This window comes from Arthrobacter sp. PGP41, from assembly GCF_002953935.1.
Taxonomy (GTDB): Bacteria; Actinomycetota; Actinomycetes; order Actinomycetales; family Micrococcaceae; genus Arthrobacter.
In genome coordinates this window covers 654,436-680,198 of sequence record NZ_CP026514.1, presented here as the reverse complement: position 1 = coordinate 680,198, position 25,763 = coordinate 654,436, and the positions used below count along the sequence as shown (strand labels likewise).

At 65.9% G+C, this 25,763-nt stretch carries 22 protein-coding genes, 1 tRNA gene and 1 riboswitch; of the genes, 13 read left to right on the top strand and 10 right to left on the bottom strand.

Going from position 1 to position 25,763, the window contains the following annotated elements; genetic code table 11:
- Window positions 1-79: 79 nt before the first annotated feature.
- The 4 genes from C3B78_RS03235 to C3B78_RS03220 are packed head-to-tail and all read left to right on the top strand — an operon-like array spanning window position 80 to window position 4,213.
- Complete coding sequence (locus C3B78_RS03235; protein WP_234005503.1) at window positions 80-766, top strand: ABC transporter ATP-binding protein; 687 nt, start codon at window positions 80-82, stop codon at window positions 764-766.
- Window positions 763-2,799 (top strand): YhgE/Pip family protein, encoded by a 2,037-nt coding sequence (locus C3B78_RS03230; RefSeq protein ID WP_104996792.1) that lies wholly within the window; start codon window positions 763-765, stop codon window positions 2,797-2,799. The genes C3B78_RS03235 and C3B78_RS03230 overlap by 4 nt, the downstream gene beginning before the upstream one ends.
- Window positions 2,796-3,494 carry a TetR/AcrR family transcriptional regulator gene (locus C3B78_RS03225; RefSeq protein ID WP_104996791.1) on the top strand — a complete coding sequence of 233 codons (699 nt, stop codon included), beginning with the start codon at window positions 2,796-2,798 and terminating at the stop codon, window positions 3,492-3,494. The genes C3B78_RS03230 and C3B78_RS03225 overlap by 4 nt, the downstream gene beginning before the upstream one ends.
- Window positions 3,495-3,502: 8 nt before the next feature.
- On the top strand, window positions 3,503-4,213 hold the full coding sequence (locus C3B78_RS03220) for a hypothetical protein (RefSeq protein WP_104996790.1): 711 nt from the start codon (window positions 3,503-3,505) through the stop codon (window positions 4,211-4,213).
- 30 nt (window positions 4,214-4,243) lie between these two features.
- Here C3B78_RS03220 and C3B78_RS03215 read toward each other — a convergent pair whose 3' ends face one another.
- Together C3B78_RS03215 and C3B78_RS03210 are read right to left on the bottom strand one after the other, a co-directional pair.
- Window positions 4,244-4,774 carry a SixA phosphatase family protein gene (locus C3B78_RS03215; RefSeq protein ID WP_104996789.1) on the bottom strand — a complete coding sequence of 177 codons (531 nt, stop codon included), beginning with the start codon at window positions 4,772-4,774 and terminating at the stop codon, window positions 4,244-4,246.
- Window positions 4,775-4,855: 81 nt separating this feature from the next.
- Window positions 4,856-5,722: a winged helix-turn-helix domain-containing protein gene (locus tag C3B78_RS03210; RefSeq protein ID WP_104996788.1), complete on the bottom strand. Its 867-nt coding sequence runs from the start codon at window positions 5,720-5,722 to the stop codon at window positions 4,856-4,858.
- Window positions 5,723-6,382: 660 nt separating this feature from the next.
- Here C3B78_RS03210 and C3B78_RS03205 point away from each other — a divergent pair.
- The 3 genes from C3B78_RS03205 (at window position 6,383) to C3B78_RS03195 (ending at window position 9,636) form a co-directional block, all read left to right on the top strand.
- Window positions 6,383-7,123, top strand: coding sequence for a response regulator transcription factor (locus tag C3B78_RS03205; protein ID WP_104996787.1), 741 nt, complete (start codon window positions 6,383-6,385; stop codon window positions 7,121-7,123).
- An 8-nt stretch (window positions 7,124-7,131) separates the two neighbouring features.
- Complete coding sequence (locus C3B78_RS03200) at window positions 7,132-8,661, top strand: HAMP domain-containing sensor histidine kinase (protein ID WP_104996786.1); 1,530 nt, start codon at window positions 7,132-7,134, stop codon at window positions 8,659-8,661.
- 95 nt (window positions 8,662-8,756) lie between these two features.
- Window positions 8,757-8,917: riboswitch (cyclic di-AMP (ydaO/yuaA leader) on the top strand.
- 5 nt (window positions 8,918-8,922) lie between these two features.
- Window positions 8,923-9,636: a hypothetical protein gene (locus C3B78_RS03195; protein ID WP_104996785.1), complete on the top strand. Its 714-nt coding sequence runs from the start codon at window positions 8,923-8,925 to the stop codon at window positions 9,634-9,636.
- Between the two features lie 32 nt (window positions 9,637-9,668).
- On the opposite strand, the gene C3B78_RS03190 is transcribed toward C3B78_RS03195, so the two are convergent.
- From C3B78_RS03190 to C3B78_RS03180, 3 genes are read right to left on the bottom strand one after another with little or no spacing between them, the layout of a single operon-like run.
- Window positions 9,669-10,349, bottom strand: coding sequence for an HAD-IA family hydrolase (locus tag C3B78_RS03190; RefSeq protein WP_442778255.1), 681 nt, complete (start codon window positions 10,347-10,349; stop codon window positions 9,669-9,671).
- 32 nt (window positions 10,350-10,381) lie between these two features.
- Window positions 10,382-11,017 (bottom strand): uracil phosphoribosyltransferase, encoded by a 636-nt coding sequence (gene upp, locus C3B78_RS03185; RefSeq protein ID WP_104996783.1) that lies wholly within the window; start codon window positions 11,015-11,017, stop codon window positions 10,382-10,384.
- A gap of 12 nt (window positions 11,018-11,029) precedes the next feature.
- Window positions 11,030-11,812, bottom strand: a complete 783-nt coding sequence (locus C3B78_RS03180; protein WP_104996782.1) for a phosphatase PAP2 family protein — start codon at window positions 11,810-11,812, stop codon at window positions 11,030-11,032.
- 83 nt (window positions 11,813-11,895) lie between these two features.
- On the opposite strand from C3B78_RS03180, the gene C3B78_RS03175 reads away from it, so the two are divergent.
- Window positions 11,896-12,396, top strand: a complete 501-nt coding sequence (locus tag C3B78_RS03175; RefSeq protein ID WP_104996781.1) for a nucleoside deaminase — start codon at window positions 11,896-11,898, stop codon at window positions 12,394-12,396.
- Here C3B78_RS03175 and C3B78_RS03170 read toward each other — a convergent pair.
- From C3B78_RS03170 to C3B78_RS03155, 4 genes are all read right to left on the bottom strand, one after another.
- Entirely contained in the window at window positions 12,393-13,457 is a 1,065-nt protein-coding gene (locus C3B78_RS03170) for a glycosyltransferase family 4 protein (protein WP_199775320.1), read from the bottom strand. The two genes, C3B78_RS03175 and C3B78_RS03170, sit on opposite strands and share 4 nt — an antisense overlap.
- Window positions 13,458-13,461: 4 nt before the next feature.
- Window positions 13,462-13,875 (bottom strand): 6-pyruvoyl trahydropterin synthase family protein, encoded by a 414-nt coding sequence (locus C3B78_RS03165; protein WP_104996779.1) that lies wholly within the window; start codon window positions 13,873-13,875, stop codon window positions 13,462-13,464.
- A 4-nt stretch (window positions 13,876-13,879) separates the two neighbouring features.
- A complete protein-coding gene (locus C3B78_RS03160; RefSeq protein ID WP_104999609.1) occupies window positions 13,880-14,956 on the bottom strand; it encodes a zinc-dependent alcohol dehydrogenase in 1,077 nt (358 codons plus the stop codon).
- Between the two features lie 135 nt (window positions 14,957-15,091).
- The gene (locus C3B78_RS03155; RefSeq protein ID WP_104996778.1) at window positions 15,092-16,912 is read right to left on the bottom strand and encodes an HNH endonuclease signature motif containing protein; all 1,821 of its coding nucleotides are present in this window, start codon (window positions 16,910-16,912) and stop codon (window positions 15,092-15,094) included.
- A 164-nt stretch (window positions 16,913-17,076) separates the two neighbouring features.
- Between C3B78_RS03155 and C3B78_RS03150 the strand changes: the two genes are divergently transcribed.
- The 5 genes from C3B78_RS03150 to C3B78_RS03130 all read left to right on the top strand — a co-directional run bounded on the left by C3B78_RS03150 (window position 17,077) and on the right by C3B78_RS03130 (window position 23,305).
- A tRNA-Ser gene (locus tag C3B78_RS03150) sits at window positions 17,077-17,166 on the top strand.
- A gap of 248 nt (window positions 17,167-17,414) precedes the next feature.
- Window positions 17,415-19,004 (top strand): PucR family transcriptional regulator, encoded by a 1,590-nt coding sequence (locus C3B78_RS03145; protein ID WP_104996777.1) that lies wholly within the window; start codon window positions 17,415-17,417, stop codon window positions 19,002-19,004.
- Complete coding sequence (locus tag C3B78_RS03140) at window positions 19,001-19,933, top strand: glutaminase (RefSeq protein WP_104996776.1); 933 nt, start codon at window positions 19,001-19,003, stop codon at window positions 19,931-19,933. The genes C3B78_RS03145 and C3B78_RS03140 overlap by 4 nt, the downstream gene beginning before the upstream one ends.
- Window positions 19,934-20,021: 88 nt before the next feature.
- On the top strand, window positions 20,022-21,539 hold the full coding sequence (locus C3B78_RS03135) for an amino acid permease (protein ID WP_104996775.1): 1,518 nt from the start codon (window positions 20,022-20,024) through the stop codon (window positions 21,537-21,539).
- A gap of 20 nt (window positions 21,540-21,559) precedes the next feature.
- Window positions 21,560-23,305, top strand: a complete 1,746-nt coding sequence (locus C3B78_RS03130; protein ID WP_234005502.1) for a thiamine pyrophosphate-dependent enzyme — start codon at window positions 21,560-21,562, stop codon at window positions 23,303-23,305.
- Between the two features lie 150 nt (window positions 23,306-23,455).
- On the opposite strand, the gene C3B78_RS03125 is transcribed toward C3B78_RS03130, so the two are convergent.
- Window positions 23,456-25,723 (bottom strand): gluconokinase, GntK/IdnK-type, encoded by a 2,268-nt coding sequence (locus C3B78_RS03125; RefSeq protein ID WP_104999607.1) that lies wholly within the window; start codon window positions 25,721-25,723, stop codon window positions 23,456-23,458.
- Window positions 25,724-25,763 lie beyond the last annotated feature (40 nt).

The window sequence follows — 25,763 nt, the reverse complement described above, 5'->3', positions numbered from 1 at the left end:
ACGTCGAACCGACCCCTATTTGAACTGACCGGTCAGTTTAGTTAGGCTGGGACCGGACGCATTCTGCGAAAGGCCAAACTTGCTCTCAGCACAGCTGCTCTCTGTCATGGGCCGCAGGGACCCCCTGCTTCCGGCGACTTCCCTCCACGTGAACCGCGGCGAACTCCTGTTGGCCACCGGGCGACGGCAGGACCACCGCACAGCTCTTGCGCTGGTGCTCAGCGGCAGGATGAAGGCAACAGGAGGCCTCATCACCTGGGACGGCAGCGAGCGCATCAAACCGCGCCGGCTGGCCAGCGCCCTGGTGGACTCCCCCGGTGTGAACGAGCCGGAACAGCACCTCAGCGTCCGGGACCTTGTCACCGAGGACCTTGCCCTGGTCCCGCGACGCTACCGGGGGGCATTGCTAAGCAACCCGTGGCTGAAGGTGAACAGCTTCGAGGACATTGCCGGCCTCTGGACCGAGCAACTGGACCCCGGCCGGCGGCTTGAGCTCCTGACCGCGCTCGCGCTGGCAAATCCGCGCACGGACTTGCTGGTGGTCGATTCCCCCGACCGGCACGGTGCGGATGAGTCCGAGTGGCTGCCGGGGCTGCAGCGCCTGGCGTTCGACGGCGGACGGCCGCTCGCCGTCGTCGCCACTGTTGGCGCCCTCCCGACGTCGTGGGACGGACCCAGCGCAGCCATCGGCAACGCCGCCGCGGGGGATGCCGCCACGGGGAATGCCGCGGAAACTGCTGAACTCGAAACAGAGGTTGCCAAATGACGGTACTGCGGCTGGCCCGCTCCGAACTCAAGAGGATGACCGGCGGGCTGCTGCCGAAGCTGACCATCCTCGCGCTGACCATGGTCCCCCTGCTGTACGGCGCCGTGTACCTCTACGCAAACTGGGATCCCTACGGCAACCTCGACCACATCGACGCGGCCCTTGTTGTTGAGGACGCCGGCGCCCCGGCCAGCGACGGTACGCGGCTCCAGGCGGGGGCGAAGGTGGCGGACAGCCTGGTGGACGGCAACGTGTTCCACTGGATACCCGTCGCCACCACGGAAGAGGCGGACCAAGGGGTCAGCAGCGGCGAATACGCCTTCGCCTTGAAAATTCCCCGGGACTTTTCGGGCAATCTGGTCTCGCCGGGCAGCTTTGATTCCGCCAGCCGGGCAATGCTGAACGTCACCACCAACGATGCCAACAACTACCTCCTGAGCACCATTGTGGATAAACTCACCACCGCCGTCCACAGCACTGTTGCCACGGAGGTGGGCGAGGAAACGGCCAACCAGCTGCTGACGGGTTTTGGCACCATCCATGCACAGATGGTCAAGGCCGCAGACGGCGCCGGCCAGTTGGCGGACGGCGTGGGGCGGCTCCGCGACGGAGCCGCCGCCCTCCATGAGGGCACCGCCGAGTTGAGCAACGGCGCCGGCGGGCTTTATGCCGGGCAGGCCAAGCTGCGCGACGGCGCCAACGAGCTGACCGATGGCGCAGGCCAGCTCAGCAGCGGACTCTCCACGCTCAAGGACAAGACGTCCACGCTGCCCGCCGATTCCCGAAACCTCGCCGCCGGGGCAGCGCAGGTGGCAGCCGGAAACGCGCAGCTGAACGCCAAGGTGCAGGGCGTTGCAGCCCAGTTGGAGGCCGCAGACCAGGGGCTCCGGACACGGGTGATGGAATCAAACAACAGGCTCATCGCGGCAGGCATCCTCACGCAGGAGCAGGCCGACAGCATCCTGGCCGACTTCGACGCCACGGCCGGCTCGAGCCCTATGGCTGCAGCCAAAACGGGGATCCAGGCAGACGCCGCCCAGATCCAGCATTTGGCGGACGGAGCAGCGTCCGTCAGTGCCGGCGCGGCGCAGCTCGCCGCGGGCACGCCGGCCTTGAGGGACGCCGTGTCGCAGGCTTCGTCCGGTGCCGACCAGTTGCACACCGGGGCTGCCGCGCTGGCCACGGGAGAACAGGCCGCGCTCGACACTGCCGGCCGCCTCGCTGAAGGAGCAAGCAGGGTGGATGCCGGGGCAGCCCAGCTGGTGGATGGTGCCGGGACGGCAGCGGGCGGGTCACGCACGCTGGCGGACGAAATCAGTAAAGGGGCAGGGCAGGTGCCCAACCCTGATGACGCCCAGAAGAGCAACCTCTCCCGCGTCATGGCAGACCCCGTTTCGGTCAGCAACGTCTCACAGGCCAAGGCGGAGTCGTACGGCGCCGGGTTGGCGCCGTTCTTCCTCACCCTTGCGTTGTGGATCGGCATCTTCATGCTGGTCCAGGCAATGCGTCCCATCACCCAGCGGGCGCTGGCGTCCAATGCGGCATCCTGGAAGATCGCACTGGGCGGCTGGCTCCCGTTCCTGGCGGTCTCGGCGGTACAGGCAACCCTCCTCACCCTGGTAGTGAATCTTGCCCTGGGGCTCAATCCCGCCCACCCTGTCCTGATGTGGCTCTTTATGCTCGCCGCAGCCATGGCGTTCAGCGCCCTCATCCAAGGCGTTGTGGCGCTGCTCGGGTCTCCGGGGAAACTCGTGGTGCTGATCCTGCTGGTCCTGCAGCTGGTGTCCTCCGGCGGCACCTTCCCCTGGCAAACCACTCCGCAGCCTCTCCATGTGGTCCATGAGGTCCTGCCCATGGGCTATGTGGTGGCCGGGATGCGGCACCTGGTCTATGGCGGGGACCTGGCCATGATCGCACCCACGGTACTGGGCCTGGTGGGCTATACCGCGCTGGGTGCGGCCATGTCCACGCTTGCGGTGCGCAGGAACAAGTACTGGACCCTGAAAACGCTGAAACCTGAGATTGCGCTATGAGGACGGAGCCACCGGGAGCAGCGAAGAGTCTCCGCCCTGCCCGGACCGGCGTTACGCGCCAGAAACTCTTCGACGCATCCATGGAACTCATCGGCGAGCGGGGTGCGGCGGGTGTCACGGTTGATGAGATCGCCGCTGCGGCGGGCGTCTCCAAGGGAACCGTCTACTACAACTTCGGCAGCAAGTCGGAGCTCATCGCGCAGCTGCTGCGGCATGGTGTGGACATCCTGAAGGCCCGCCTCCTGTTAGCGCCGGAACAGGGAGCACCGGAATCGGGAGCTGATGGTCCTGCGGACCACGCCGGGGCCGGCGGCACCCGGGCAAGCGACCCGCTGCGGGCCATGGAGGCAATGATCGGCCAGGCCATGGACTTCATGGCGGAGTACCCGTCCTTCGCGCGCCTCTGGGTCAGCGAAAACTGGCGTACGCCCAGCGAGTGGCAGGGCACGTTCGCGGTCCTTCGCGGCGAGCTGCTGGCGGTGATCGGGGAGGCAGTGGAGAAGGTGGCAAAGGAATACCCCGTGGACCCGTTGGTTTCCCGGGGCAGCCTGGAAACCGCCATCTTCGGGGCCTGCTTCGTGGTGGGACTGGACCGCCAGACATACCACCCCGAGCGGACGCGTGACCAAAGCGTTGCAGCAATCATGGCCATCATGCGCGGCTACGTGCTGAAGCAGCCTCCGGCTCAGGGATGATTGGACCCATGGGGAAGAGCGGAAAGTTCGCGGTTATTTCCGGTATTGTTGCGGCCGGCCTGCTGGTGCTGACCGGGATGACGCTCGCTGAGCCGGTGTTCATCGCGTTCCTCGGTGTCCTGGCGCTGGCGTGCCTGGCCTGTATTACGGAGATCCTGAACCGGGGGCGGCGCCTTGCCCTGCTGGTTGCCGGTGGGGGCGCCAGCCTCACCATCGGCTTTTCCCTCGCCTTCATCAGCACGTGGGAGCTGGCTTTCGCCGGCGAGTCCTCGTTTGTAGGAACGCCGTTGCCCACCGACGATCCCGACAATTACTTTTTTGGTGCTGCCGCTGCAGCCGTGGTTACCCTGCTCGTGCTGTTCCTCGGTGCGGCCTGGCCCCGCGGGCGCAGGCTGCAGGCTCTGTCCAGGAAGGGCACGGCTGGGCGGGGCACGGCTGGGCGGGGCACGGGCAGAAAAGGCACTGCCGCCACGGGCCCAGCAAGCAGGGGCGCTTCCGTGAAGGGACGGACGACGGCGCCGGGCAGGCCAGCTGCCAAAGGGACAGCCCAGCGCAAGCCGGCCCAGCAGGCATCGGCACAGCGGACTCGTGGTGAGGGAACCGGCGGCCTCCGCGCGCCTGCGCGGGTGCCTTCCAGCGCAGCCAACCGGCCGTCGTCGTCCGCTTCCCCTGCCAGGACAACGCCGAAAACGGGGGCCAAACCTCCACCGCGCCGGTGACTCCTGCCGGCCCGTCAGGATGGCGCCAGGCTAGTGGCGGGCCCGGGGAACCTTGAACTTGGTGATACGGGCGTCCTGTCCGTCCAATTCGGCCCAGGACTTCTCCGTCTCAAGGACGGTGAGGGCGTTGGTGGGGTACCTGGTGGCGGCGTCCATGTAGGCATCGTGGTCGGAATCCCGCGAGGCGAGGTGCATTGCCAGGTCCTGGACCCCCGGCAGGTGTGAAATCACCATCAGTGTGGTCACGGTGTCCGGAACGTGGTTGATGACCGTCAGCATCCGAAGTGCGGAGGCAGCGTACAGCCCGTCTTCAAGCTTGGGGGTGGGCGCTTTGTCCCCCAGCTCCGAGCACACCCAGGTACAGGTCTGCCTGGTCCGCAGGGCACTGGAGCAGAGGATGAAGTCCGGGACGATGTTGTGCTTGAGCAGCCAACGGCCCGCCAGCGGCGCCTCACGGTGGCCACGCTCCTCCAGCGGACGCTCGTGATCGGCCACGCCGCCAGGCCAATCGGCCTTGGCGTGGCGCATGATCACAAGCCGTCGAAGATGGTGCCCACTCATGGCCTAAGCCTATAGCCAGCCGACGCAGCGCACGGTGACCCAACCCGGCAGAAAGCCGCTTTGGCGTGGTCGCGAAAAGACCTAGATCGAGTATTCCGGAGCGGCCCAGACAACCACTTCGGGGTGCTCGTAGAACCGGTATCCCTGGCCGCGGACGGTGCGCACGGTGTTGGCGAGCCGGCCCAGCTTGGAGCGCAGCCGGCGGATATGGACGTCGATGGTGCGCTCGTTGGGGACCTCTTCGGCATTGCGCCAGAGACCTTCCAGGAGCTCATCGCGGCCCACGGTGCGGGTTCCGTTTTCCACGAGGTAGTTCAGGAGTTCGAACTCCTTGAACGTCAGGTTGAGGGACTCGCCGTCCAGGTGGACCTCGCGGCGGGCGAGGTCGATCAGGACACCGGACGGGCGCGGCTCCTGGGCCTGCGCGGGACGCGGGGCCTCAGTGCGCGGGCGGGTGTTGACGGTGGGGTCGCCGAAGGTGGAACGGACGACGTCGAGCGCGGAACCGGGGGTGCCTGCGGGAGCCACGGCGACGGCTGCGTAGCTTTCTGCTCCGGACACCAGGGACTGGGCGTAGGCGCGGATTTCCTGGGCCAGCTTGGCGATGGAGGTTCCGGCGGCTGCTGCGGTTTCCTCGTCGATACCCATGTAGAGGACGAATCCGCGGGCGACGTTGTCATTGGCGACGGGCCGGACAGCAGCCGGGCCGGCTACTACGGGAGTGGGGGCCGTCATCGGCGCCGCCTCGGCAGGCTGGACGGCGCGGAGCTGCCCGTAGGAATTGGGGTTATAGCCCTGGGGCGCATAGCCCTGGGCGGGAAAGTTGCTTCCGGAAGCAGAGGGAGCAAGGGCAGGCCGGGGGCCGAAGCCGGGGCGGAGGCCGGAGGGCTGGCCCGCCTTGGCGGCGTTACGGACAGAGATGTGGACGTATCCGGATGCAACTGACATATGTGCTTACCTCAATGTGAATGGCCGTCATCACGGCCCGAATGCTGGGTTTCCCCGCAATGAGAACTGGGGAGGGGCGCCCGACGCTGGGCTGGGGGCGAATGCCTAAGAACTTCGGAGGGTGGGAAGGTCAGGCGTGCATTCGACAACAGCGCATGTCGGCAGCAGCGGATGTGCTGGGCCAATATTCTGCGGCTGCAGGTGCTGTTGAGTTCTTGTTCACATTGGAAGTGTGCAGCGTAACAATGCCAACTTGCAAGTAACAATGGACGCGATCGTCCGCATAATGAGACGAAATCGGCTAATGTGCTGCAAATCACGATTCTGGCAGAGCCATAAAAATAACGTTCGTTATCCTTGAAGGGGCGCACTTTCGGCCTTGGACAGAACTTTGTTCGGCGGAATGGGAGTTTCACGCTAAAATATTCAGGACCGGGACTGATAGGGAAATCCCACTCACCGCCTTGCCGTCGTGTCCAACCGCCCACGGTTTCGGACAAAAAATTCTCCGGGGAAACTGCACCTCAACGGCAACCCCGCCGCTGGGGCATGGCAGGAGCAGCCGCGTCTCCGGCATTCAGCTCGCTACGCCGGGATATTCACAGCTGGGCCACAGGTTTGCCATAGCCGGGCATAAACCAATGATCGGAGAGTTGTCCCATGGCCACTTCGCACTCCATGACAAACAACCTCCCCAAGCTCACCCATCCGGACGGCTCCCCCATCAGGGCCCTCGTGGTGGATGACGAACCCAGCCTCTCTGAACTCATGAGCATGGGGCTGCGCATGGCGGGCTGGTCCGTGGCAGTTGCTGCCGACGGCCCTGAAGCGGTGAAGCTGGCCAAGGATTTCCGCCCCGACGTCCTGGTCCTCGACGTCATGATTCCAGGGTTCGACGGCGTCGAGGTCCTGGGCAGGATCCGCGCTTTCGCGCCCGAGGTCCCCGCGCTTTTCCTGACCGCCAAAGACGCGGTCCAGGACAGGATCGTGGGCCTCGCCGCCGGCGGCGACGACTATGTCACCAAGCCGTTCAGCATGGAGGAAGTCCTGCTGAGGCTGCACGGGCTGGTACAGCGCTCCGGCGTTGCCGCCATGGACACTGCTGAACTGGTGGTGGGAGACCTTGTTCTGAACGTGGACACACGCGAAGTCACGCGGGCCGGTGATGACGTCCAGCTAACGGCCACCCAGTTCGAGCTGCTGCGCTACCTCATGGAGAACCCCAAGCGCGTCATCAGCAAGGCCCAGATCCTGGACCGGGTGTGGAACTACGACTTCGGCGGCCAGGCAAACATCGTGGAACTCTACATTTCCTACCTGCGCAAGAAAGTGGACGCCGTGCACCCGCCCATGATCCACACCGTGCGGGGCGCCGGGTACGTCATCAAGGCGGCGGAGTAGGCGGCGCCATGACCGCCGTGCACACCGCGGAGCCGCAGCGCCGGTGCTGGCTCAGGCCTGGCACCTGGCACCTGCGGACCCGGCTTATTTTGCTGGCCATGGCGCTGCTGATCGCCATCTGCGGTGCGGTGGGCGTGGCCAGCTACGCCTCCATGGACGCGTTCCTCACCCGCCAGCTGGACGAGCAGCTGAGCCAGGCCGCAGCCCGCTCCAACGATCCCGGCCGGCCTCCCTCCGGCGGCTTCAACGGCAGGGACCCCCTGGATTCCCGCGGCCAAAGCGTGGGAACACTGAACGCGCGCATCCTCAACGGCCAGGTCAACAGCGCCGGCTTCCTTGCCCCGGACACCACGCGCTCCGCACTGTCCACCGAGGACAAGCAGGTCCTGCTGGCACTGGCCGCCGACGCCCGGCCTGTTGACCGCAGGCTTTCAAACGGCAACTACCGGCTGATCGCGGTCAAGACCAGTTTCGGCGACGTCCTGGTGACCGGACTCCCCCTGGCTGCCAAGGAGGGCACGCTCGCGTCCCTGGTGTGGACCTTCGTGTTCGTCTCGCTGGGCGGGTTGCTCCTGGTCGGGCTGGTGGGCACAGTCCTGATCCGCCGCACCATGAAGCCCCTTGAACAGCTGTCCGAGGTGGCCACCCGGGTTTCGCAGCTGCCCCTGGATGCCGGCGAGGTGGCACTTGCCGTGCGTGTACCGCCGTCGAACTCCAACCCCGGAACTGAGGTGGGCAGCGTGGGGCACGCGCTGAACCTCATGCTGGACAACGTTGCCAACGCGCTGCAGGCGCGGCAGAAGAGCGAAACCAAGGTGCGGCAGTTCGTGGCTGACGCTTCCCATGAGCTACGCACGCCGCTGACCGCCATCCGCGGCTACACCGAACTGATGAGGATGACGGAAAACTTCACTCCGGACGGGCAGAAGTCGCTGGCGCGGGTGCAAAGCCAGTCGGAACGGATGACCGCCTTGGTGGAGGATCTCCTGCTGCTCGCGCGGCTTGACGAGGGCCAGCCGCTGAAGCTAAGCGAGGTGGACCTAACGCAGCTGGTGGTGGAAGCCGTCAGCGACGAGAAGGTCATGGCGCCCGGGCACACCTGGCGGCTGGAGCTCCCCGACGAGCCGGTGGTGGTCAACGGGGATCCGTCGCAGCTGCGGCAGGTGTTGATGAACCTGCTCTCCAACGCCCGCAAGCACACCCCTCCGGGCACCACAGTGGTAACGGGGGTGTGGAAGACCCCGGAGGGAGCCGCGGTTGTAACCGTAACGGACGACGGCGGCGGAATACCGCCGGAGTTCGTGGACCAGGTCTTCGCGCGGTTCGCCCGCGCAGACGCGGCACGCGCGGGAACGGCCAGCACGCCCGGCGCACCCGCCGCTGAAGGCACCAGCGGTTTGGGGTTGTCCATTGTCGAGTCCATTGTTGAGGCCCACGGTGGACGGGTCACGGTGACGTCTCAGCCCGGCCGCACACAGTTCGCCCTGCAGCTGCCCTTGGTTCGCGAAATTACACAAGGCGGCGCGCCGCCATCGTGATTCCTGTTACCAAAATGTGACTTCTGCGCTGCGCTCCTGTACCGTCGAATGGGTGCGGCCCCCGTTCGGGCCGCATATCCCGGGTTGACGCCAAGCTCTGCCACTTCCCGGATTCCTCTTGAGCAACGGCAGAGGCGGGGGACCCACCGTCCCGGGCACTGAATGCCCTTGGGGTTAAGCCTGCACGTGTTTTTTCCGTGCGGCCGGATGCCCTCATCCGAACCCGACAGCTAACTCCGCAGGTGTGAGAGGCGATCCATCATGTCCAAGTTCCTTGTAAAACCACGCCCGCAATCGGGCTCGGATGCCCGCGCTACGCGTCGAGCAGCCAAATTCCCGTCCTTCGGCCGGCGCGCCGGGTTCCTGGCAGTATCCTGCGCCATCCTTGTTGGAGTTGGCGCTGCGGGCCAGGCCACCGACATGGGTGCCCGCGTGGCAGCCACCGAGGCGCCCGCTGTCGAGTCCCTGTCGAAGCTGAGCATGGAGCAAAGCGAAATCCGGGCCAACCCTGCGCCTGAGTCCGCGGCTGGGCCGATCAATGTTGTCCCGCAGGCAGCCGAACCGGCTCCAGCTCCGGCAGCCGAGCCCGCACCTGCCCCTGCGCCGGCACCCGCTCCCGAACCGGCGCCGGTACCGGTACCCGAGCCCGCACCCGTCGTCGCGGTTAATGACCCCGCGGGCGCCCAAGCGTACGCAGCCGGCCAACTGGCTTCCTATGGCTGGGCTCCGGACCAGATGCAGTGCCTGCAGACCCTATGGACCAAGGAATCGGACTGGACCACTACGGCCACCAATCCGAGCAGCGGCGCCTACGGCATCGTCCAGTCCTTGCCGGCTGAGAAGATGGCCAGTGCCGGCGCCGACTACCTCACCAACTACCGCACGCAGATCAACTGGGGCCTGGATTACATCCAGGAACGCTACCAGTCCCCGTGCGGTGCACTGAACTTCCACTTGTCGAACAACTGGTACTAAAGCGGCACCGACCGCGTCCGGTGACTCAAACCTCACAGCCGGAAGGAAATGACCCTCCTGCCCTCGTCATCCACGCCGACTTCGACGGCAATTGAACTGTAGTCAGCAATGTGCAGCATGCCGGCAGGCAACGGTCCGGTGTTGGGTCCAACAGCCACCGTACGGATGCCGGCGGCGACCCCTGCTGCAATGCCGGCGGGAGCATCCTCAAACACCACCGCATCGGCAGGATCCACGCCCAAGGCGGCGGCGGCCTGCAGGTATCCCTCAGGATCCGGTTTTCCCCGGGTTACCAGCTCAGCTGTCACGGCCGTGGCAGGCATGGCTAGACCCGCGGCGCCCATCCGGATGTCAGCCAGGACGCGGTCAGCGGACGTGACGAGGGCGATGGCGTCTGCTGGAAGTGCCGCCAGCAACCGGGCTGCCCCGGGCAGGGGCAGGATGCCGTCGGTCCGGACGCGTTCCATGGCACCAAGTTCCGCGGTCAGTGCCGGCACATCGGCGCCGGGCGGAGCGAAGCGCTTCACGGTGTCGCCTGCTTGGACGCCGTGCGAAGTCCGCAGGATCTCTCCAAGGTCCAGCCCGTAGCGGACGGCAAACTCGCCCCAAACCTGTTCAACTACCGCGGTGGAATCAACCAGGGTCCCATCCATGTCAAAGAGGACGGCACGGCAGGTCAGTGCCAGGGTTAGGGGAGGCATCGGGACGGTCATGCCTCCCATTCTGCCCCAGCCCTCGCGGAGACCTAGCCGGCGATGCCGTACAGCCGGTCGCCTGCGTCGCCGAGGCCGGGAACGATGTAGGACTTCTCGTTGAGCCTTTCGTCGATGGAGGCCAGCACGATGGTGACATTGGCATCGGAGAGTTCTTCCTCCAGCTTTGCCAGGCCTTCCGGAGCAGCAAGCAGGCAGATGCAGGTGACATCAGAGGCGCCGCGCTTGAACAGGAACTTAATGGCTTCGCGCAGCGTACCGCCGGTGGCCAGCATGGGGTCCAGGACGAAGATCTGCCGGTCGGTAAGGTCCTCGGGCAGGCGCTCGGCGTAGGTGATGATGTCCAGGGTTTCCTCGTCACGGGCCATGCCGAGGAATCCCACTTCAGCGGTGGGGACGAGCTTGGTCATGCCCTCGAGCATTCCAAGGCCCGCGCGCAGGATGGGTACCACCAGCGGGGTGGGCTTGGTGAACGCCGTGCCAACAGTGGTGCTGACGGGCGTTTCGATGGTGACTGGCTCGGTGCGGACCTCGCGCGTTGCCTCGTAGGCGAGGAGGGTCACCAGCTCCTCCGTCAGCTGCCGGAAGACCGGGGACGGAGTGTTTTTGTCCCGGAGGACGGTGAGCTTATGGGCGACCAGCGGGTGGTCCACAACGAGAGTGCGCATGGGTCAAAAGTATCACCCGGCCGCCGGGCCCCTCCCCGACCGGTCGCCGCTGGCCTCCGCTTCCCCGTTGGGTTCCTCTCGAAGGACGGGGTGTTCAAAGGTAGGCGCCGGGCCCGCGTGCTCGCGGCGGCGTATCAGGTGGAACAGCCGGTGGGCCAGGATCACCATGGACACCCATGCGAGGCCAAGGAACCAGCCGGCCATCACATCGGTCAACCAGTGGTGTCCCAGGAAAACCCTGCTCAGGCCCATGGCGATGATGAAGATGGCGCCGGCCGTTATTGCGGCGATCCTTGCCCACAGGATTTGGAACTGGAGGCACATCAGATACACCAGGACCCCTATCACCACTGTTGTGTTCAGCGTGTGTCCGCTGGGGAAGGACGGTGTGGTCTCATAGGGCGGCACCGCCTCCGAATGGTCCGGACGGGTCCTGCCGACCAGGCGCTTGCCCAGGGTGGTGGCAGTTGTGGAAACGAGGGCAGCGCCGCCCACCAGGACGATGGGCCGCCACGTCCTGCTCAGTAATGTCAGCCACGCAGTAAGGATGCTGGCGAGGATCGGCATGCCGATCCCGCCGCCCACGTTGGTAAAGCCCGTGGCGAAGGCGTCCACCTCCGGATTCCGCAATGACTGGGAGTATTCCAGCGCAGGAATATCCAGGCTGGCAAGCCCTTCCTCGGCCACCACATTGGCATACACCTCTGCGCCGAGCAGTGCCAAGGTGACCACGAGTGTTCCGCCGATGATCATGGTCAGCCACAGGGCGGCATAGGGCTTGATCCACTTGTCCATGCGGTCTCGGACGGTGCTCACTGTGCCTCCCGGCGTCTGGGGCGTCACGGGCTCTGGTTATCCCACGAAACTATCATTGAGCCATGGTCTCCGCAGAGAAAAAATATAACGCGTGGATGGGCTTTGCCCTTGCCGAGGCCCGCCGCGCCCTCGCTACGGAGGATGTGCCGATTGGCGCGGTGGTCATAGGGCCCGACGGCGCCGTGCTGGGTTCCGGCCGGAACCAGCGGGAGGAGCTGGGCGACCCCACCGCCCACGCCGAGATAGTTGCCATCCGGGAGGCGGCGGAGCGGTTGCGCCAGCTTTCAGTGCTCGACGGCGGCAGCGGCGACGGCTGGCGGCTCGCCGACTGCACGTTGGTGGTGACCCTGGAGCCCTGCGCCATGTGCGCCGGCGCCATTGTCCTGGCCCGGATTCCCCGGGTGGTTTTCGGTGCCTGGGATGAGAAGGCGGGGGCGGCAGGATCCGTCTTCGACGTGCTCCGCGAGCGCCGCCTGAATCATTGGGTTGAGGTTTATCCCGGGGTGCGCGAGGCTGAGTGCGCCGGGCTGCTGCGTGAGTTCTTCGCCGGGCACCGGCTCTAATTCCTGATGGCGTCCAGCACCACCGCCGCTGTCCGGTCCCAACCCGGCAGCGTGCCCGCCGCCCCAACCGCCCTCTCCCGCCAGGAATCCCTGGTTGCGGGGTCCTCGAGCCAGCCGCGGAGGACCTGGGCCAGCAGGGCGGGGTTGGCAGGGTCATCATCGGCAGGGAAGGCAACCTTCGCTCCGGGAAGCGGGCCGTCGTCGTCCGTACCTGGTATGCCCAGGCGCAACGCTTCTACGGCGCCCGTCCCGTCACGCACGATCACCGGGATGCCCCGGGCGAGCGACTCGGTGACCACCATGCCGAATGCTTCAGCGCGGGAGACCAGCAGGCTGAGGTCCGCCCGCTGCCATGCGCTTTCCAGCGCCTGGCCGGTCAACTCTCCAGTCACTTGGATCCGGCTGCCCAGCCCGTTCGCCTGAACGGCAGCGCGAACCTTGCCGGTGTATTCCTCGTCTGCCCGGTCTGATCCCACCAGCGCTGCCGTCCACTCAAGGTCCTGCAGCCGGCCCAGTGCCCCCACCACCAGCAACTGGTCCTTGTTGGGCAGGAGTGCGGCCACGGTGACGATATGGGGCGGCGTGGATCCCGAAGCCAACGGCGCCGGATCAGTACCGGGAAGGGCGACCTTCAGCCCGCGAAGGCCGTGGCGTGCCGCCAGGACGTTCCTTGCCCAGGTGCTGGTGCACAGCACCCCGGTGGCGGCACGCAGGGACCTTGCCTCAAGTCCGTAGCGGGCGGGGGCAGGCATGTGGACCAGCACCCAGGTTTCCCGGCCGGCTTTGGCCGCGAATTCCAGCTCATCCGGCGCGCCCATGGCGATCAGCCCATCCACGAGGATCACGGTGCCCTGCAGTCCTGCGTCCGGTTCCCAGGCGCCAAGCAGTCTGCCCAGCCGGCGCCGTGCGCGGGCATTGGCTTCCGGCCAGGAGCCGTCCACTGCGATTACCTCGACCTCTGTCCCCAAAACCTCCAGGCCCCGCACCAGCCGCGCGTTGTAGACGTTGCCGCCGGAATGGTGGTGGATGTTGCCGGGGACCAGCAGACGGATGGGGGGCACGGGATCAGGCTGCTGGAAGGTCCGCTGCCGGGAGGTCCAGCGAGTAGGTGGCCCAGGCGTCCGGGTTTTCGCGCAAGGTGACGTCGATGCCCTTAAGCTGGCCGCCGTCGTCGTCATCTTTCAGCTTTTCCGCAACTGAATGGGCAATGTATTCCGCCAGCGCCTCGGTGGTGCTGAGTTTGCCCGCGAAATCCGGATGCTCGTCCAGGTTGCGGTAGTTCAGGCCTGCCAGAACGTCCTCGATGATGGTGCCGGCGGCGCCGATGTCCAGCACGATAGCGTCCTTGTTGAGCGTCCGACGGCGGAAGGACACTTCGGCGACGAAGGTTGCCCCGTGCAGGGCCTGGGCCGGCCCGAACGCCTCACGGGGGAGGCTGTGGGCGATCATGAAGTGGCGGCGGACGGTCAGGCTGAACATGGACTTACCTCTGGTCTTCTCGGGTCTGGCGCGGGTCTTTGGTCTGGCGGTCTTCGTTCTCGCGGTCTTCGTCGCGGGGGTATTCGATGACGTGGCACAGGGCTTCAAACTTCCCGTTGGCGAGGTCCTGAACCGTCCCGGGCAACTCGGCGAACGGCGAGATACCGGTGAGGAAGGTGTCGAATACGGGGTCCTTCAGCAGCGAGACGGCAAGGTCCAGGCGGTCGGCGCTGGTCCTGCGGTGGCGGCGGGCACGCGCCACCACACCCACCTGGCTGGCCCGGATGGATAGCCGCCGGGCATGGAAGTCCTCCCCCAGCGGCAGGGTGACCTCGCGGTTGGCGTACCAGGACATCTCGATGACGTCCCCCTCGTCGCCCACGAGCTGCAGGCTCCGTTCCAGGCCTTCCTGGGATGCCGAGCAGTGGAAAACGATGTCGCAGTCGGCGAGCGCGTCATCCGGGTGGGCGAAGTCCACGCCCAGGGAGTCGGCCAGGTGCCTCCGGCGCGCATCCAGGTCAACCAGCTGCAATCGCTGCAACGGAAAGGTCCTCAGCAGGGTGGCAACCATGCCGCCCACCAGCCCCGCTCCCACCACCGCAATTCGGTCTCCCAGCCGCGGACCCGCCTCCCACAATGCGTTCACGGCGGTTTCCACCGTGCCGGTGAGCACTGCCCGGCGGGAGGGCACGTCGTCGGGGATCTTCGTCAGTGAGCCAACCGGCACCACGTAGCGGTCCTGGTGGGGGTTCAGGCAGAAGACGCGCTGCCCCGGCCAGCCTTCCGGCCCCTCCTCGACAACCCCAACGGAGAGGTACCCGAACTTCACCGGCCCGGGGAAGGTTCCCTCCTGGCGGGGTGCCCGCATCTCCTCGGCAACCCGGGGCGGAACAGCGCCTGCATGGACCACCATTTCCGTGCCCTTGCTGATGCCGGAGTACAGGGCGCGGACCAGGGCCTCGTCCGGTCCGGGGGTCGGAAGCTCCTCAGGACGCAGCTCGCCGTGCTCCCTGGCTGTGGTCCAGTAGGCGGTTGCATGCGAGGGGCTGGATTGCTGCGGTGGACTGGATTGATTAGTCATCTTGCTGATGAATCTAGCCGTCAACGTGCGCGCGGGAAAGTTGGACGGCGGCAGCACCCGTTGTCCCGTCGATTCCTCCCCCACGGGAGGCGCACTCCGGCAATCGTCATCATCAAAGTCACCACGAGGGTTTCATTACGGGACGCCGGCGCTTGCCTGGCAGGCCATTCCCCACCAGACATCTTCGGGCAGTGGGTCCTTGGGCAGCTGGTATCCGGGCAGGAACCAGTCAGCAAAGGTGTCCTCGGGGAACTCCTCCTTTGGATACAGGTCCTGGAGCGACAGATCTTGGAGCGACTGACCGGCTGCTGGAGGCCAAGCATCAGGCAAGCCATCAGGCGGCGACACTCCCGAAAGGTCGTTGGGCAGCGACACTCCCGAAAGGTCGTTGGGCGGTGGCCACATCTCCACAAGGTCATCAAGCGCGCGGAGCTCTGCCGGCACAGCCCCTTCCGGCCATCGTGGTGGTTCCCAGTCCTGGTGTTCGCTCTTGTAGATCCGGCCTGTGGGTGAGGTCCAGCCGGGTGGTTCGTTTTTCGTTGCCGGCGTGGGTTTCCAGGCGCTGGCGTGCCGGAGCTTGTGGTGTTTCGGGCAGGGCTGGCCGAGGTTGCTGATCCCGGTGGTGCCGCCGTTGTGCCAGGCGAGGAGATGATCGGCCTCGTTGTCGAAGGAATTGTTGCTGCAGCCGGGGAAGGGGCATTTGCCGTCCCTCATCCTGAGCCAGTTCCGCATCGCCTTGCTCACCCGGTAGCTGGTCCGGCCGATTTCCAGCGGCGCCCCGTCCCGCGGGTCCACCAGCACCCGGTAGAAAGAGTTCGCACCGCCGGCGACGAGGTCCCGGGCCATGGACGCCGGGATGGGCCCGTACCCGTCCAGCATGGCCGGTTCCCCGGTCAGGCCCAGCAGGGAGAACACGGGCACGGTGACCAGGACCTCGGCCCGGGGCGAGGCAGTCCCGCTGCCTCCGCTGGTGGTGCCGCTGGTGAGGAGCCCTGCGTTGAGAAGCCCTGCGGCGAAACTGTCGGCCCTTAGCTGGGTCAGGGTGCGGGCCTCGGCAGGTCCCTGCAGGCCCCGGGAGAGTGCCGTGAGCCGGTTCCAGACCGCCGAGGCCTGGTCCGCGGGAAGGTACGCGGCAATCCAGGCCATCCCGTCATTGTCCGGCCAGTATTCCACCCGCCGATCCGCCGCCGACTTGGCGTGCCGCTTCTCCAGGCTCTCCGGATGGTGCCGTTCCCGCCAGGTACGGGCCTTGGCCTTGAACCGGTAGGCGGGCATCTCCCCCATCGGACACCCGCGCACCGCACCAGGTGCCTCCACATCAGGTGCCTCCACGTCAGGTGCCTCCGGGTCCAGGAAGTGCGCCTCCAGGGCCGCTGCCGCGGACGGGTCAAGGCGTACAGCCTGGTCCACCATGGTCCGCGCATGTGCCCAGGAGATGGTCCCGGCCTGCAACGCCGCCAGGGTCCGGGGCAGCGAGGTGGTCAGGGCATGGGCTTCAGCCAGCAAAGCACCGGCGGCCCGATCACCGATGGCCAGCGCACACCCGATCTCGGCCACCAGGCTCCGGTCCTGCGCCGTAGCCTCGTAAGGGGATCCGGGCGGAGGATTCATCGCCCTTGTGGCCCCGGCCAGGACCGCCGCAGCCAGCGCCTTCGCCGCCGCCAACTTCGCTTCCGACCGAGCCACCCCGCCCAGGACGTCCAAGGCCGCATCAACAACCCGCTGCAACGGATCATCACCGAGCACGCCGGCACCCGCACCGAGCGGGATGGAATCATCAGCGAGAGCCTCGGCGACAGGGGCCCCGCCAGCGCCACGCCCGCCTTGACGGGAACCACCAGAAGCAGCGGCGGAACCAGAAGCTGCAGGGCTTCCGCCAGCCAGCGCAGCCATAAACGCAGCGACAGAAGCGTCAACCGCTTCCTCCGCCTGCACCACCGCCGCGCTCGATTCCATACCTCCATCATCGTGAGGGGGTCCGACATTATTAGGCCCTCAGCCCACCGCCTGCGAAAAAGTTTTGAATCTTCTTGGGCCACCCTTGTCCGGGCGATAGCGAGCCAGGCGGGATCGGCCCCGTTTTGGGGATGGGCGCCTCGCTCCGGTACCCTATTGAGGTTGGTGACGTGTCCGAGCGGCCGAAGGTGCAACACTCGAAATGTTGTTTGGTGTAAAAGCCAACGTGGGTTCAAATCCCACCGTCACCGCCAAGTAGCAGGGCCCCGTTTCTCTTTGTGAAAGAGAAACGGGGCCCTTTTGGTTTGTGGACCAGTTGCCGTTCCGGCGTCCTGCGTCGAGTGCCCGGCACGGCGTGGAGACCGGTGAAGCACATACATTGGAAAGGAAACCGAAAAGCACCTGCCGGATTGGGATTTCCGCACAAATTTTCCGCATTCCGCGGTGGATACCATGGGCTGACCGGACAGAGCCGTCCGGCCAGATCGACCAGAAGGAACCCATGACTGCGGTGACGGTGGACGATATCCTCTCGGATCTCCCCTTGGGCTTTGGAAGCCTCATCCTCCGGCCGGCGGACGGCTCCGCGGTGGAACGTTTCCTGATCATGGACGCCGAGGATGAAAAGCTGGACGGTGACAGGGCGTTTGTCCTGCTGATTGGAGTCCGCGGACGGTCGGCTTTGCCCGCATTGCGCCGGCTGCTGCGGAACCCCCCGCCGGTGGTGGCCGTCAAGGGAAACCGGCAGGAGCTGTCCGAAGCCGAAGAGTTGCTGCGCGACGCCGGTACCGGCCTGCTCCTGGTGGACCCGGCAGCCGATTGGGACCGCCTGCTGTCTATCGCCAAAGACAGGATCCAGCCGCGCAGCTATCAGAGCGAAGTCCTGACGCTGCTGGAAGAAGACCTGTTCGCGATCGCCCAGACCACTGCCCGTCTCACCTCCAGCCATGTGGTGATCGAGGACGCGGCCAACAAGGTCCTGGCGTATTCCACCGTTTCCAATGACATAGATGAGCTTCGCAAAGCCTCCATCCTGGCCAGGCGCGGGCCACGGAAATACGAGCTGCTGCTCAAGGACCTCGGGGCCTACCGTGAACTGCATGGCACCCGGTTCCCCGTGCGCGTACCCGCCAGGCCCCAGGACGGACTGCGCGAACGCGTAGCCATCACGCTTTTCGCCGGTAACAGGATCATGGGCTACATCTGGCTCCAGGAGACCGGCGACGGCTTCGGCCCGGACGTTGACCAGGTGTTGCAGGGTTCCGCTGTCCGTACCTCGGCTGAGCTGATCCGTTACCGCAACCAGCAGTCCGTGCACATGCGGGAAGACCGTATTGCCCGGATCCTTTCAGGCCCCGCGGAGGCAGCAGCCAGCGCGCACAGCGAAAAGATCTCCGCTGACCGCCCGGCCGCTCTGATCCTGATCGGGATTTCCGATGTCGAAGCCGATGACGCCGCACTAAAGCACGGCGAGCTTGCCAACCTGGCTTCCATCCACGCCGCTGCCTACAAAGCTTCCGCAATCGTGGGGCAGTTCAAAGGCGACACCGCAGTGATTGTCCCCGGCCTGCAGTCTGCAGCAGCGGAACCGGGACTCCGGGGCCTTGCAGAGTCCATCGTCCGGGATGCACGCAAGCACCTTGGCATCACGCCTTTTGCGGCCGTAGGCCCGGTGGTCCCGGACCTGCTCTCCATCCACTCGGTCACCCGCATGGCAGAAGCACTGTTGAGCTGCGTGGGAAGGTCCACAACGTCCTCAGTGGCCACCGTGGACGATTTTGAGGGAGAGATCCTTTTCCGCGAAGCAGTACAGAATTTCGCGTCTTCGGCTTTCCGCCACCGCAGCCTCTCGGCCCTCCTGTCTGAGGACGTTGAACTGGCCGAAACGCTGCGGGTGTACTTCGAAGCTTCCCTTGATGTTGCCTTATGCGCCCAACGGATGAAGCTGCACAAAAACACCGTCTACTACCGCATCAGCAAGGTATCCAAAGTGACCGGACTGGACTTCGGCAACCCCCGGGACTCGCTGGTTGCCCTGCTGCACATCCAGGAATGGGCTGAAACATCCAATCGAAAAGCGGGCCGGAAATGACCGTAGCGATTGCGGCCCCACCGCTCGGCCCCCTCCTCCACGACCTCGTGCGGAACCATCGGCCACGGCGGGAGTCTGGGTCTGTCCCGGCGAACATCCCGTTCCTTGCGGACGTTCCCTTCAACAAGTTCGGCATAGCCGTTGCCACCACTTCCGGCCAGGTCTTCAGCTCCGGCGACGCGGATGTCCCCTTCTCGATCCAGAGCATCTCCAAAGTGTTCACGCTAGCCATGGCCCTGCAGGGCGACACCACCGGAAGGCTGTGGTCCCGGGTCCTGCGTGAACCTTCAGGGACCCCGTTCAACTCGCTGGTCCAACTGGAGGCGGAACACGGGATCCCGCGGAACCCCTTCATCAACGCCGGCGCCTTGGTGGTCACGGACCACCTGATGGAAGAAACATACGACGCCGCCGCTTGGGTACTGCGGTTCCTCACCGCACAAGCGGGCGTCAGCGGGCCGTACATCGATGAAGCGGCGGCCGCCAGCGAGCTTTCGGGCAGCAGCCGCAACCTGGCGCTCGCGCATTTCCTGAAGGACTTCGGCAACCTGAAGCGACCGGCGGAAGCAGTGGTGGAGAACTACGTCCGCCACTGCTCCATCATGATGACCTGCGTTGAACTCGCCAAGGCAGGGCTTTTCCTGGCCGGGGAAGGCCGGGGAACGACGGGCCCCGTCCTGTCCCCGAGCGAGGCCAAACGCGTTGGCTCCATCATGCTGACCTGCGGCATGTACGACGCTGCCGGAGAGTTCGCGTACCGGGTGGGCCTTCCTGGCAAAAGCGGTGTAGGTGGCGGCATTCTGGTCATCGTTCCCGGCGAGTGCTCCATCTGTGTGTGGAGTCCCCGGCTCGACGGCAAAGGCAATTCCCTTGCCGGCACTGCCGCCCTCGCCGACCTTTCCGACCGCACCGGCTGGTCAGTTTTCTGATCTGCATTCCCTTGCCTGCCATGTGAAGGTATCTCCCCACAACCTTTCCCCACCCAGTCAGATCTTCCCCGGATCGAAAGGATCAACCATGCCCCACAACCCCAACGACGAGGTTGCAGCAAATCACATCATCGACGGCGGGCACGCCCACGCCTCCGAAACCGCCCTGCACGCCGAGGACAAGGGCTACCACAAGAATTTGAAGCCCCGGCAGATCCAGATGATCGCGATCGGCGGTGCGATCGGCACCGGCCTGTTCCTCGGCGCGGGCGGCCGGCTCAACGCCGCGGGCCCGTCCCTGGTCATCGCCTACGCCGTCTGCGGGTTCTTCGCGTTCCTGATCCTGCGCGCCCTGGGCGAACTGGTGCTGCACCGCCCGTCCTCGGGCTCCTTTGTTTCCTACGCCCGTGAATTCTTCGGCGAGAAGGCCGCGTTCGTGTCGGGCTGGTTCTACTGGATCAACTGGGCCACCACCACCATCGTGGACATCACCGCCGCGGCCCTCTACATGAACTTCTTCGGCAACTACATCCCCTGGATGGCGGCAGTCCCCCAATGGGCCTGGGCACTGATCGCCCTCGTGGTGGTCCTTTGCCTGAACCTCGTCTCTGTGAAGGTCTTCGGCGAAATGGAATTCTGGTTCGCCCTGATCAAGGTCGCCGCCCTGGTCCTCTTCCTCATCGCCGGCACCTACTTCGTCATCTTCGGAACCCCCGTTGACGGCCAGCAGGTCGGCCTGAGCCTCCTCTCGGACAACGGCGGCGTCTTCCCCAACGGCCTGCTCCCCATGATCATCCTCATGCAGGGCGTCCTGTTCGCCTACGCCTCAATCGAACTGGTCGGCACCGCCGCCGGCGAAACCGAGAACCCCGAGAAGATCATGCCCAAGGCCATCAACTCCGTGGTCTTCCGCATCGCCGTGTTCTACGTCGGCTCCGTCATCCTCCTGGCCCTGCTGCTGCCCTACACCTCCTACGAAAAGGGCGTCAGCCCCTTCGTGACGTTCTTCGGCTCCATCGGCATCCAGGGCGTGGACGTCATCATGAACCTCGTCGTCCTCACCGCCGCACTGTCCTCCCTCAACGCAGGCCTCTACTCCACCGGCCGGATCCTGCGCTCCATGTCCGTCAACGGCTCCGCCCCCAAATTCGCCTCCCGCATGAACAAAGCAGGCGTCCCCTACGGCGGCATCGCCATCACCGCCGGAGTGTCCCTCCTGGGCGTCCCGCTGAACTACCTCGTCCCGGCCCAGGCCTTCGAAATCGTCCTGAACGTCGCCTCCGTAGGCATCATCATGACCTGGGCAACGATCGTCCTCTGCCAGATCCAGCTCAAACGCTGGGCCGACAAAGGCTGGCTCGAACGCCCCTCCTTCCGCATGATCGGCGCCCCCTACACCGGCTACCTGTCCCTGCTCTTCCTGGCGGGCGTACTGGTAATGGTCTTCATCGACTCCCCCCTCACCATGCTCGTCACCGCCATCGCCTCGGTCCTGATGGTCGTCGGCTGGTACGCCTGCCGCACCCGCATCCGCGAAATCGCCCAAACCCGCGAAGGCTACACCGGCCTCTCCCCCGTCATCGCCAACCCCACACCCATCAGATAACCGAACAATAAAGAAAGACCATGACAACGGAACCCGCAGCAGCAACCCTGACCGAACCGCACATCCCGCACGCCGCCGTCGAATCCTCCGCGCAGCACGGGCTGCAGGCAAACCCTTCGGAGAAGCCAGAACCAGCAACCAAATCCGCGGGCCATGTGATAGTTGATTCGCTGGCCGCGCACGGGGTGGAGCGCACCTATGTGGTGCCGGGCGAGAGCTTCCTCGACGTATTGGATGGCCTGCACGCCTCGGATATTGAAACCATCGTCTGCAGGCATGAGGGCGGCGCCGCCTACATGGCTGAAGCGGACGGAAAGATGAACCAGCGCCCCGGCGTGGCGATGGTGACACGTGGGCCCGGCGCCGCCAACGCCCATGTTGGCCTGCACACCGCGTGGCAGGATTCCACCCCCATGCTTCTGTTTGTGGGCCTGATCCCGTTCGCGCACCGGGACCGGGAGGCCTTCCAGGAGTTCGACATCAAGGCCTGGTTCGATACCGGTGCCAAGCGGGTGATGGTCCTTGACCACGCAGAACGGGCGTCCGAGATCGTGGCCGAGGCAGTGTTTGCGGCCATGAGCGGACGGCCGGGCCCGGTGGTGGTGGGCCTGCCGGAGGACATCATCCGCCAGCAGATCGACCCTGCGCTGCATCCGGCCATACCCGTAGCCTCCGGTGGCATGAGCAGCACGGATGCTATCGCCCTCCGGGCTGCACTGGAAGAATCGAGCAGGCCGCTGTTCGTTACCGGCGGCAACGACTGGACCCAGGCGGCGGCAGACCAGCTGACCGCCTGGCTGGAACGGCACCAGATCCCGGCAGCTGCGGAATGGCGGACACAGGGGACGGTGTCCTTCGATTCGCCCTCCTATGTTGGCCCTATTGGCTATGGCCGGCCCCGCCCCACCTACGATCTCCTGGAGGAAACCGACCTGCTGGTCTTTGTGGGGACGGTGCCGGGCGATGTTATTACGGACGGGTTCGTCTGCCGGCAGGACTGGAGCAAGAAGAACTTCCTGGTTACCGTGGACCCCTCGCTCCGCGGCCGGTCGGGCCCGGTCTCCCGGCAAATCCTGGCCAAGCCGGAAGCCTTCGTACGCGACCTCACTGGCATCAGCCTGCCGGCCAAGGAGGAGTGGAAAGCCTGGACCGCGCGGATGCGGACGGAGCAGCAAAGGTTCGCCGCCCTGCCCCCGGCCTCCCCCGCACCGGGCCGGGCGCGGATGGACACCCTGATGGCGAACCTGGTGCCACGGCTTCCGGAGGATGCCATGGTGACCTTCGGCGCTGGCGAACACACCAACTGGGCCCACCGCTACTTCCCAACCCGCCGGTACGCCTCGATGATCAGCGCCCGCAACGGCTCGATGGGCTACTCGGTCCCCTCGGCCATCGCGGCCTCGCTGGCGGAACCGGCACGCCGGGTGGTCACCATTGCAGGCGACGGCGAGTTCCTGATGAACGGCCAGGAACTGGCTACGGCGGTCCAGTACGGGGCCACGCCGCTTGTGATCGTCATGGACAACCAGGAGTACGGGACCATCCGCACCCACCAGGAGCGGCACTATCCGTCCCGCGTCTCCGGCACGCAACTGAAGAATCCGGACTTCGGCCTGATGGCCAGGGCCTTCGGCGGTTTCGGGGTCACTGTCACCAAGGACAAGGACATCCCCGCTGCACTCAATGCAGCCCTTGCAGCCATCGACGAGGACGGCGTCTTCGCGCTTATCCACCTCGTCGTCGAACAGCGCGTTAAGGCCTACTAAGCGCCGCCCCCGCCCGGCAACCACGCTGGCTTGGCGGAGCACTGGCACACAGCAGCGGACGACGGCGGAGGGTCCCGCCGTCGTCCGCTGTTGCGTGGGGGCTGGCCGGCCGGCGGATGGCCTCGTCCCAGCCGTCGGGGTTGACGCCGGTCAGAGCCGGGTGTCGAAGGAACCGCAGAACACGTTGTCGTTGAACGTGCCCTGGAATGCGGACTTGCCCTGGATCTTTTCGATGGTGGCCCGGATGGCCTCGCGGGACCCTGCGTGCGCGTGGATGGCCGTTTTGACCATCGGCACATCGATCAGGTGGTTTGGCTGGTTCAGGGACACAAACACCGTGGGGACCTCGGTGACGTACCAGGGGATCTCCGCGGCCATCGGCGTGGACCACTTGATCCGGATCGCTGCTTCCTGCGCGAAACCCTTGACGTTGGCGAACACAAGAGCGGCGTCATACTTGTCCGCGTAGTCGCCGGTGGCTTCCTCGGAGATGACCGACATGAAGTTGATGCCGGTCTCCCCCGCAGCCTCCCGCTGGTCCGCGGTCTTGAACAGGTGCACCTCGAAGCCGGCGGTCTCCAGCTCCTCCTTGACGGTGTCCAGGTAGGCCAGAGGATCGGCGCGGGTGAAATCCGCCCCGCCGGAAATGCCGTACAGCCGGATGCGCGGATGCGTCTGCGGCGTGATGGGCAGGTTGTGTGCAGTGTCCTTGACCAGGGTGACGGTCTTGTCCGCGATGTCCGCCGCAACAGCCCGGTGTTCGGAGCTGCCAATCACGGCAAGCGCCGAGGGAGGCGGAACCAGCTGGTCCGCAGGCTTGCGGTGCAGCCCCAAGGCAGCTTTCAACCCAAGGATCCGGCGCAGCGCATCATGGAGGCGCTGTTCGGTGATGACGCCGGACTTGAAGCCGTCCAGCATGTAGCCGAAGTCCTCCGCCGGATTGCGGAAGAAGAGGAACATGTCGCAGCCGGCCGCGATGGTGGCCGGCACCAGGTCCTTGCGCTTCATGGCCTGGGTGAGGCCCACCATCTGCGAGGCATCGGTAAGGACAAGGCCGTTGAACCCCAGTTCGCCGCGGAGCAGGTCCTGCAGCAGCTCCGCGGACAGCGTGGCCGGCAGGATGTCCGCGTCCGCCATGCCCGGCCGGAAATGCCGGGACAGCTCCGGGGCGCCGATGTGCCCCACCATAATGGACTGCACGCCGTGCCCGATCATCTCCCGGTACACGTGCCCGTAGGTGCGGTTCCACTCCTCGTAGCCAAACGTGTTGTAGGACGTGACGACGTGCTGGTCGCGTTCGTCCACGCCGTCGCCCGGGAAGTGCTTCATGGCGCACACTGTCGGGGACTCGCTGATGCCGTCGAAGTATTCCTTGGCGCGCTCCACCACGATTTCCGGGGTGTTCCCGAATGCCCGGGTGGAGATGACCGTGTTCCGCCAGTTGTAGTGGATGTCCACGATCGGCGCGAAGGCCCAGTTGCAGCCCAGCGCCGCGGTTTCCACCCCGGCTACCTGCCCCATTTGCCGGGCGATGGCCTTGTCCGGGTGGGAGCCGGCCTGCAGGTGCGTGGACACGAATGTGCCGTCGTCACAGCTTCCGGCTCCCCCCATTTCCGGGTTGGAGGCCACCAGCAAAGGGATGCGGGTCTTCGACTGGGCGTACCGGATGTGCTCCTGCACGGCCGCGGACGGGCCCGGCCGGTACCGCATGCCGCCCACATGGTAGTTCTCCAGCACGCCATCGAGGTACTCCGGGGAGTAGTCGCTGTTGTGGTTGATGAACAGCTGGCCGATTTTTTCCTCGAGGCTCATGCCGTCCAGGGTGGATTCCACCCAGGCCACGGCGTCGTCGTCGAGGTTGAACGGCGCCGCCTGGAGGTCGACGTCGAACTGCCGCGGCCGGGTGCCGGAGGCACCGGCAGGGCCGGCAGTGCTGAAGCGTGCGACGGCGGCAATTCCGGTGAGTGCTTCCCGCACCACCTCGTCCACGCCGGCAGCGATGTCGACGACGAAGCCGGATTCGTCAGCCTCCAGGGGTTCCAGCGTGGCGAGCTGGGAGTCAAGGAGGGCGGGCGGCATGAAGTGGCAGGTGCGCCCTTCCGTCCGCGCCCTCAGGACCTCCTTGCTGCCGTGCAGGTGCAGGAAGATGGTGTCCGGGGCCTGCTGACGGATGGCGTCGCGGTAGCTGCGGCGGAGGGCAGAGCACGCCAGGACCATGCCGCCCTCGCCCGCGTTGGCCAGCTCGGTGCCCACCGTCGCGAGCCAGGGCCAGCGATCGTGGTCCGTCAGGGGCGTGCCGGCCGCCATCTTGGCGACGTTCTCCACGGGGTGGAGGGAGTCGCCGTCGAGGAACGGCACGCCGAGTTCCCGGGCGACGAGGCCGCCGATGGTGGTCTTGCCGCAGCCGGACACCCCCATCACAATGATGCGGAGCTTCGGCTTCCCGGCGGCCGGGATG

Bases quoted from the DNA above. Each gene is read 5' to 3' on its own strand.
- C3B78_RS03165 (WP_104996779.1), bottom strand. From the start codon at position 13,875: ATGTTCAGCCTGACCGTCCGCCGCCACTTCATGATCGCCCACAGCCTC.
- C3B78_RS03210 (WP_104996788.1), bottom strand. From the start codon at position 5,722: ATGTCAGTTGCATCCGGATACGTCCACATCTCTGTCCGTAACGCCGCC.
- C3B78_RS03140 (WP_104996776.1), top strand. From the start codon at position 19,001: ATGACCGTAGCGATTGCGGCCCCACCGCTCGGCCCCCTCCTCCACGAC.
- C3B78_RS03220 (WP_104996790.1), top strand. From the start codon at position 3,503: ATGGGGAAGAGCGGAAAGTTCGCGGTTATTTCCGGTATTGTTGCGGCC.
- C3B78_RS03155 (WP_104996778.1), bottom strand. From the start codon at position 16,912: ATGGAATCGAGCGCGGCGGTGGTGCAGGCGGAGGAAGCGGTTGACGCT.
- C3B78_RS03225 (WP_104996791.1), top strand. From the start codon at position 2,796: ATGAGGACGGAGCCACCGGGAGCAGCGAAGAGTCTCCGCCCTGCCCGG.
- upp (WP_104996783.1), bottom strand. From the start codon at position 11,017: ATGCGCACTCTCGTTGTGGACCACCCGCTGGTCGCCCATAAGCTCACC.
- C3B78_RS03125 (WP_104999607.1), bottom strand. From the start codon at position 25,723: ATGGGGGTGTCCGGCTGCGGCAAGACCACCATCGGCGGCCTCGTCGCC.
- C3B78_RS03200 (WP_104996786.1), top strand. From the start codon at position 7,132: ATGACCGCCGTGCACACCGCGGAGCCGCAGCGCCGGTGCTGGCTCAGG.
- C3B78_RS03175 (WP_104996781.1), top strand. From the start codon at position 11,896: ATGGTCTCCGCAGAGAAAAAATATAACGCGTGGATGGGCTTTGCCCTT.
- C3B78_RS03130 (WP_234005502.1), top strand. From the start codon at position 21,560: ATGACAACGGAACCCGCAGCAGCAACCCTGACCGAACCGCACATCCCG.
- C3B78_RS03190 (WP_442778255.1), bottom strand. From the start codon at position 10,349: ATGACCGTCCCGATGCCTCCCCTAACCCTGGCACTGACCTGCCGTGCC.
- C3B78_RS03180 (WP_104996782.1), bottom strand. From the start codon at position 11,812: ATGGACAAGTGGATCAAGCCCTATGCCGCCCTGTGGCTGACCATGATC.
- C3B78_RS03135 (WP_104996775.1), top strand. From the start codon at position 20,022: ATGCCCCACAACCCCAACGACGAGGTTGCAGCAAATCACATCATCGAC.
- C3B78_RS03215 (WP_104996789.1), bottom strand. From the start codon at position 4,774: ATGAGTGGGCACCATCTTCGACGGCTTGTGATCATGCGCCACGCCAAG.
- C3B78_RS03195 (WP_104996785.1), top strand. From the start codon at position 8,923: ATGTCCAAGTTCCTTGTAAAACCACGCCCGCAATCGGGCTCGGATGCC.
- C3B78_RS03145 (WP_104996777.1), top strand. From the start codon at position 17,415: ATGACTGCGGTGACGGTGGACGATATCCTCTCGGATCTCCCCTTGGGC.
- C3B78_RS03205 (WP_104996787.1), top strand. From the start codon at position 6,383: ATGGCCACTTCGCACTCCATGACAAACAACCTCCCCAAGCTCACCCAT.
- C3B78_RS03160 (WP_104999609.1), bottom strand. From the start codon at position 14,956: ATGACTAATCAATCCAGTCCACCGCAGCAATCCAGCCCCTCGCATGCA.
- C3B78_RS03230 (WP_104996792.1), top strand. From the start codon at position 763: ATGACGGTACTGCGGCTGGCCCGCTCCGAACTCAAGAGGATGACCGGC.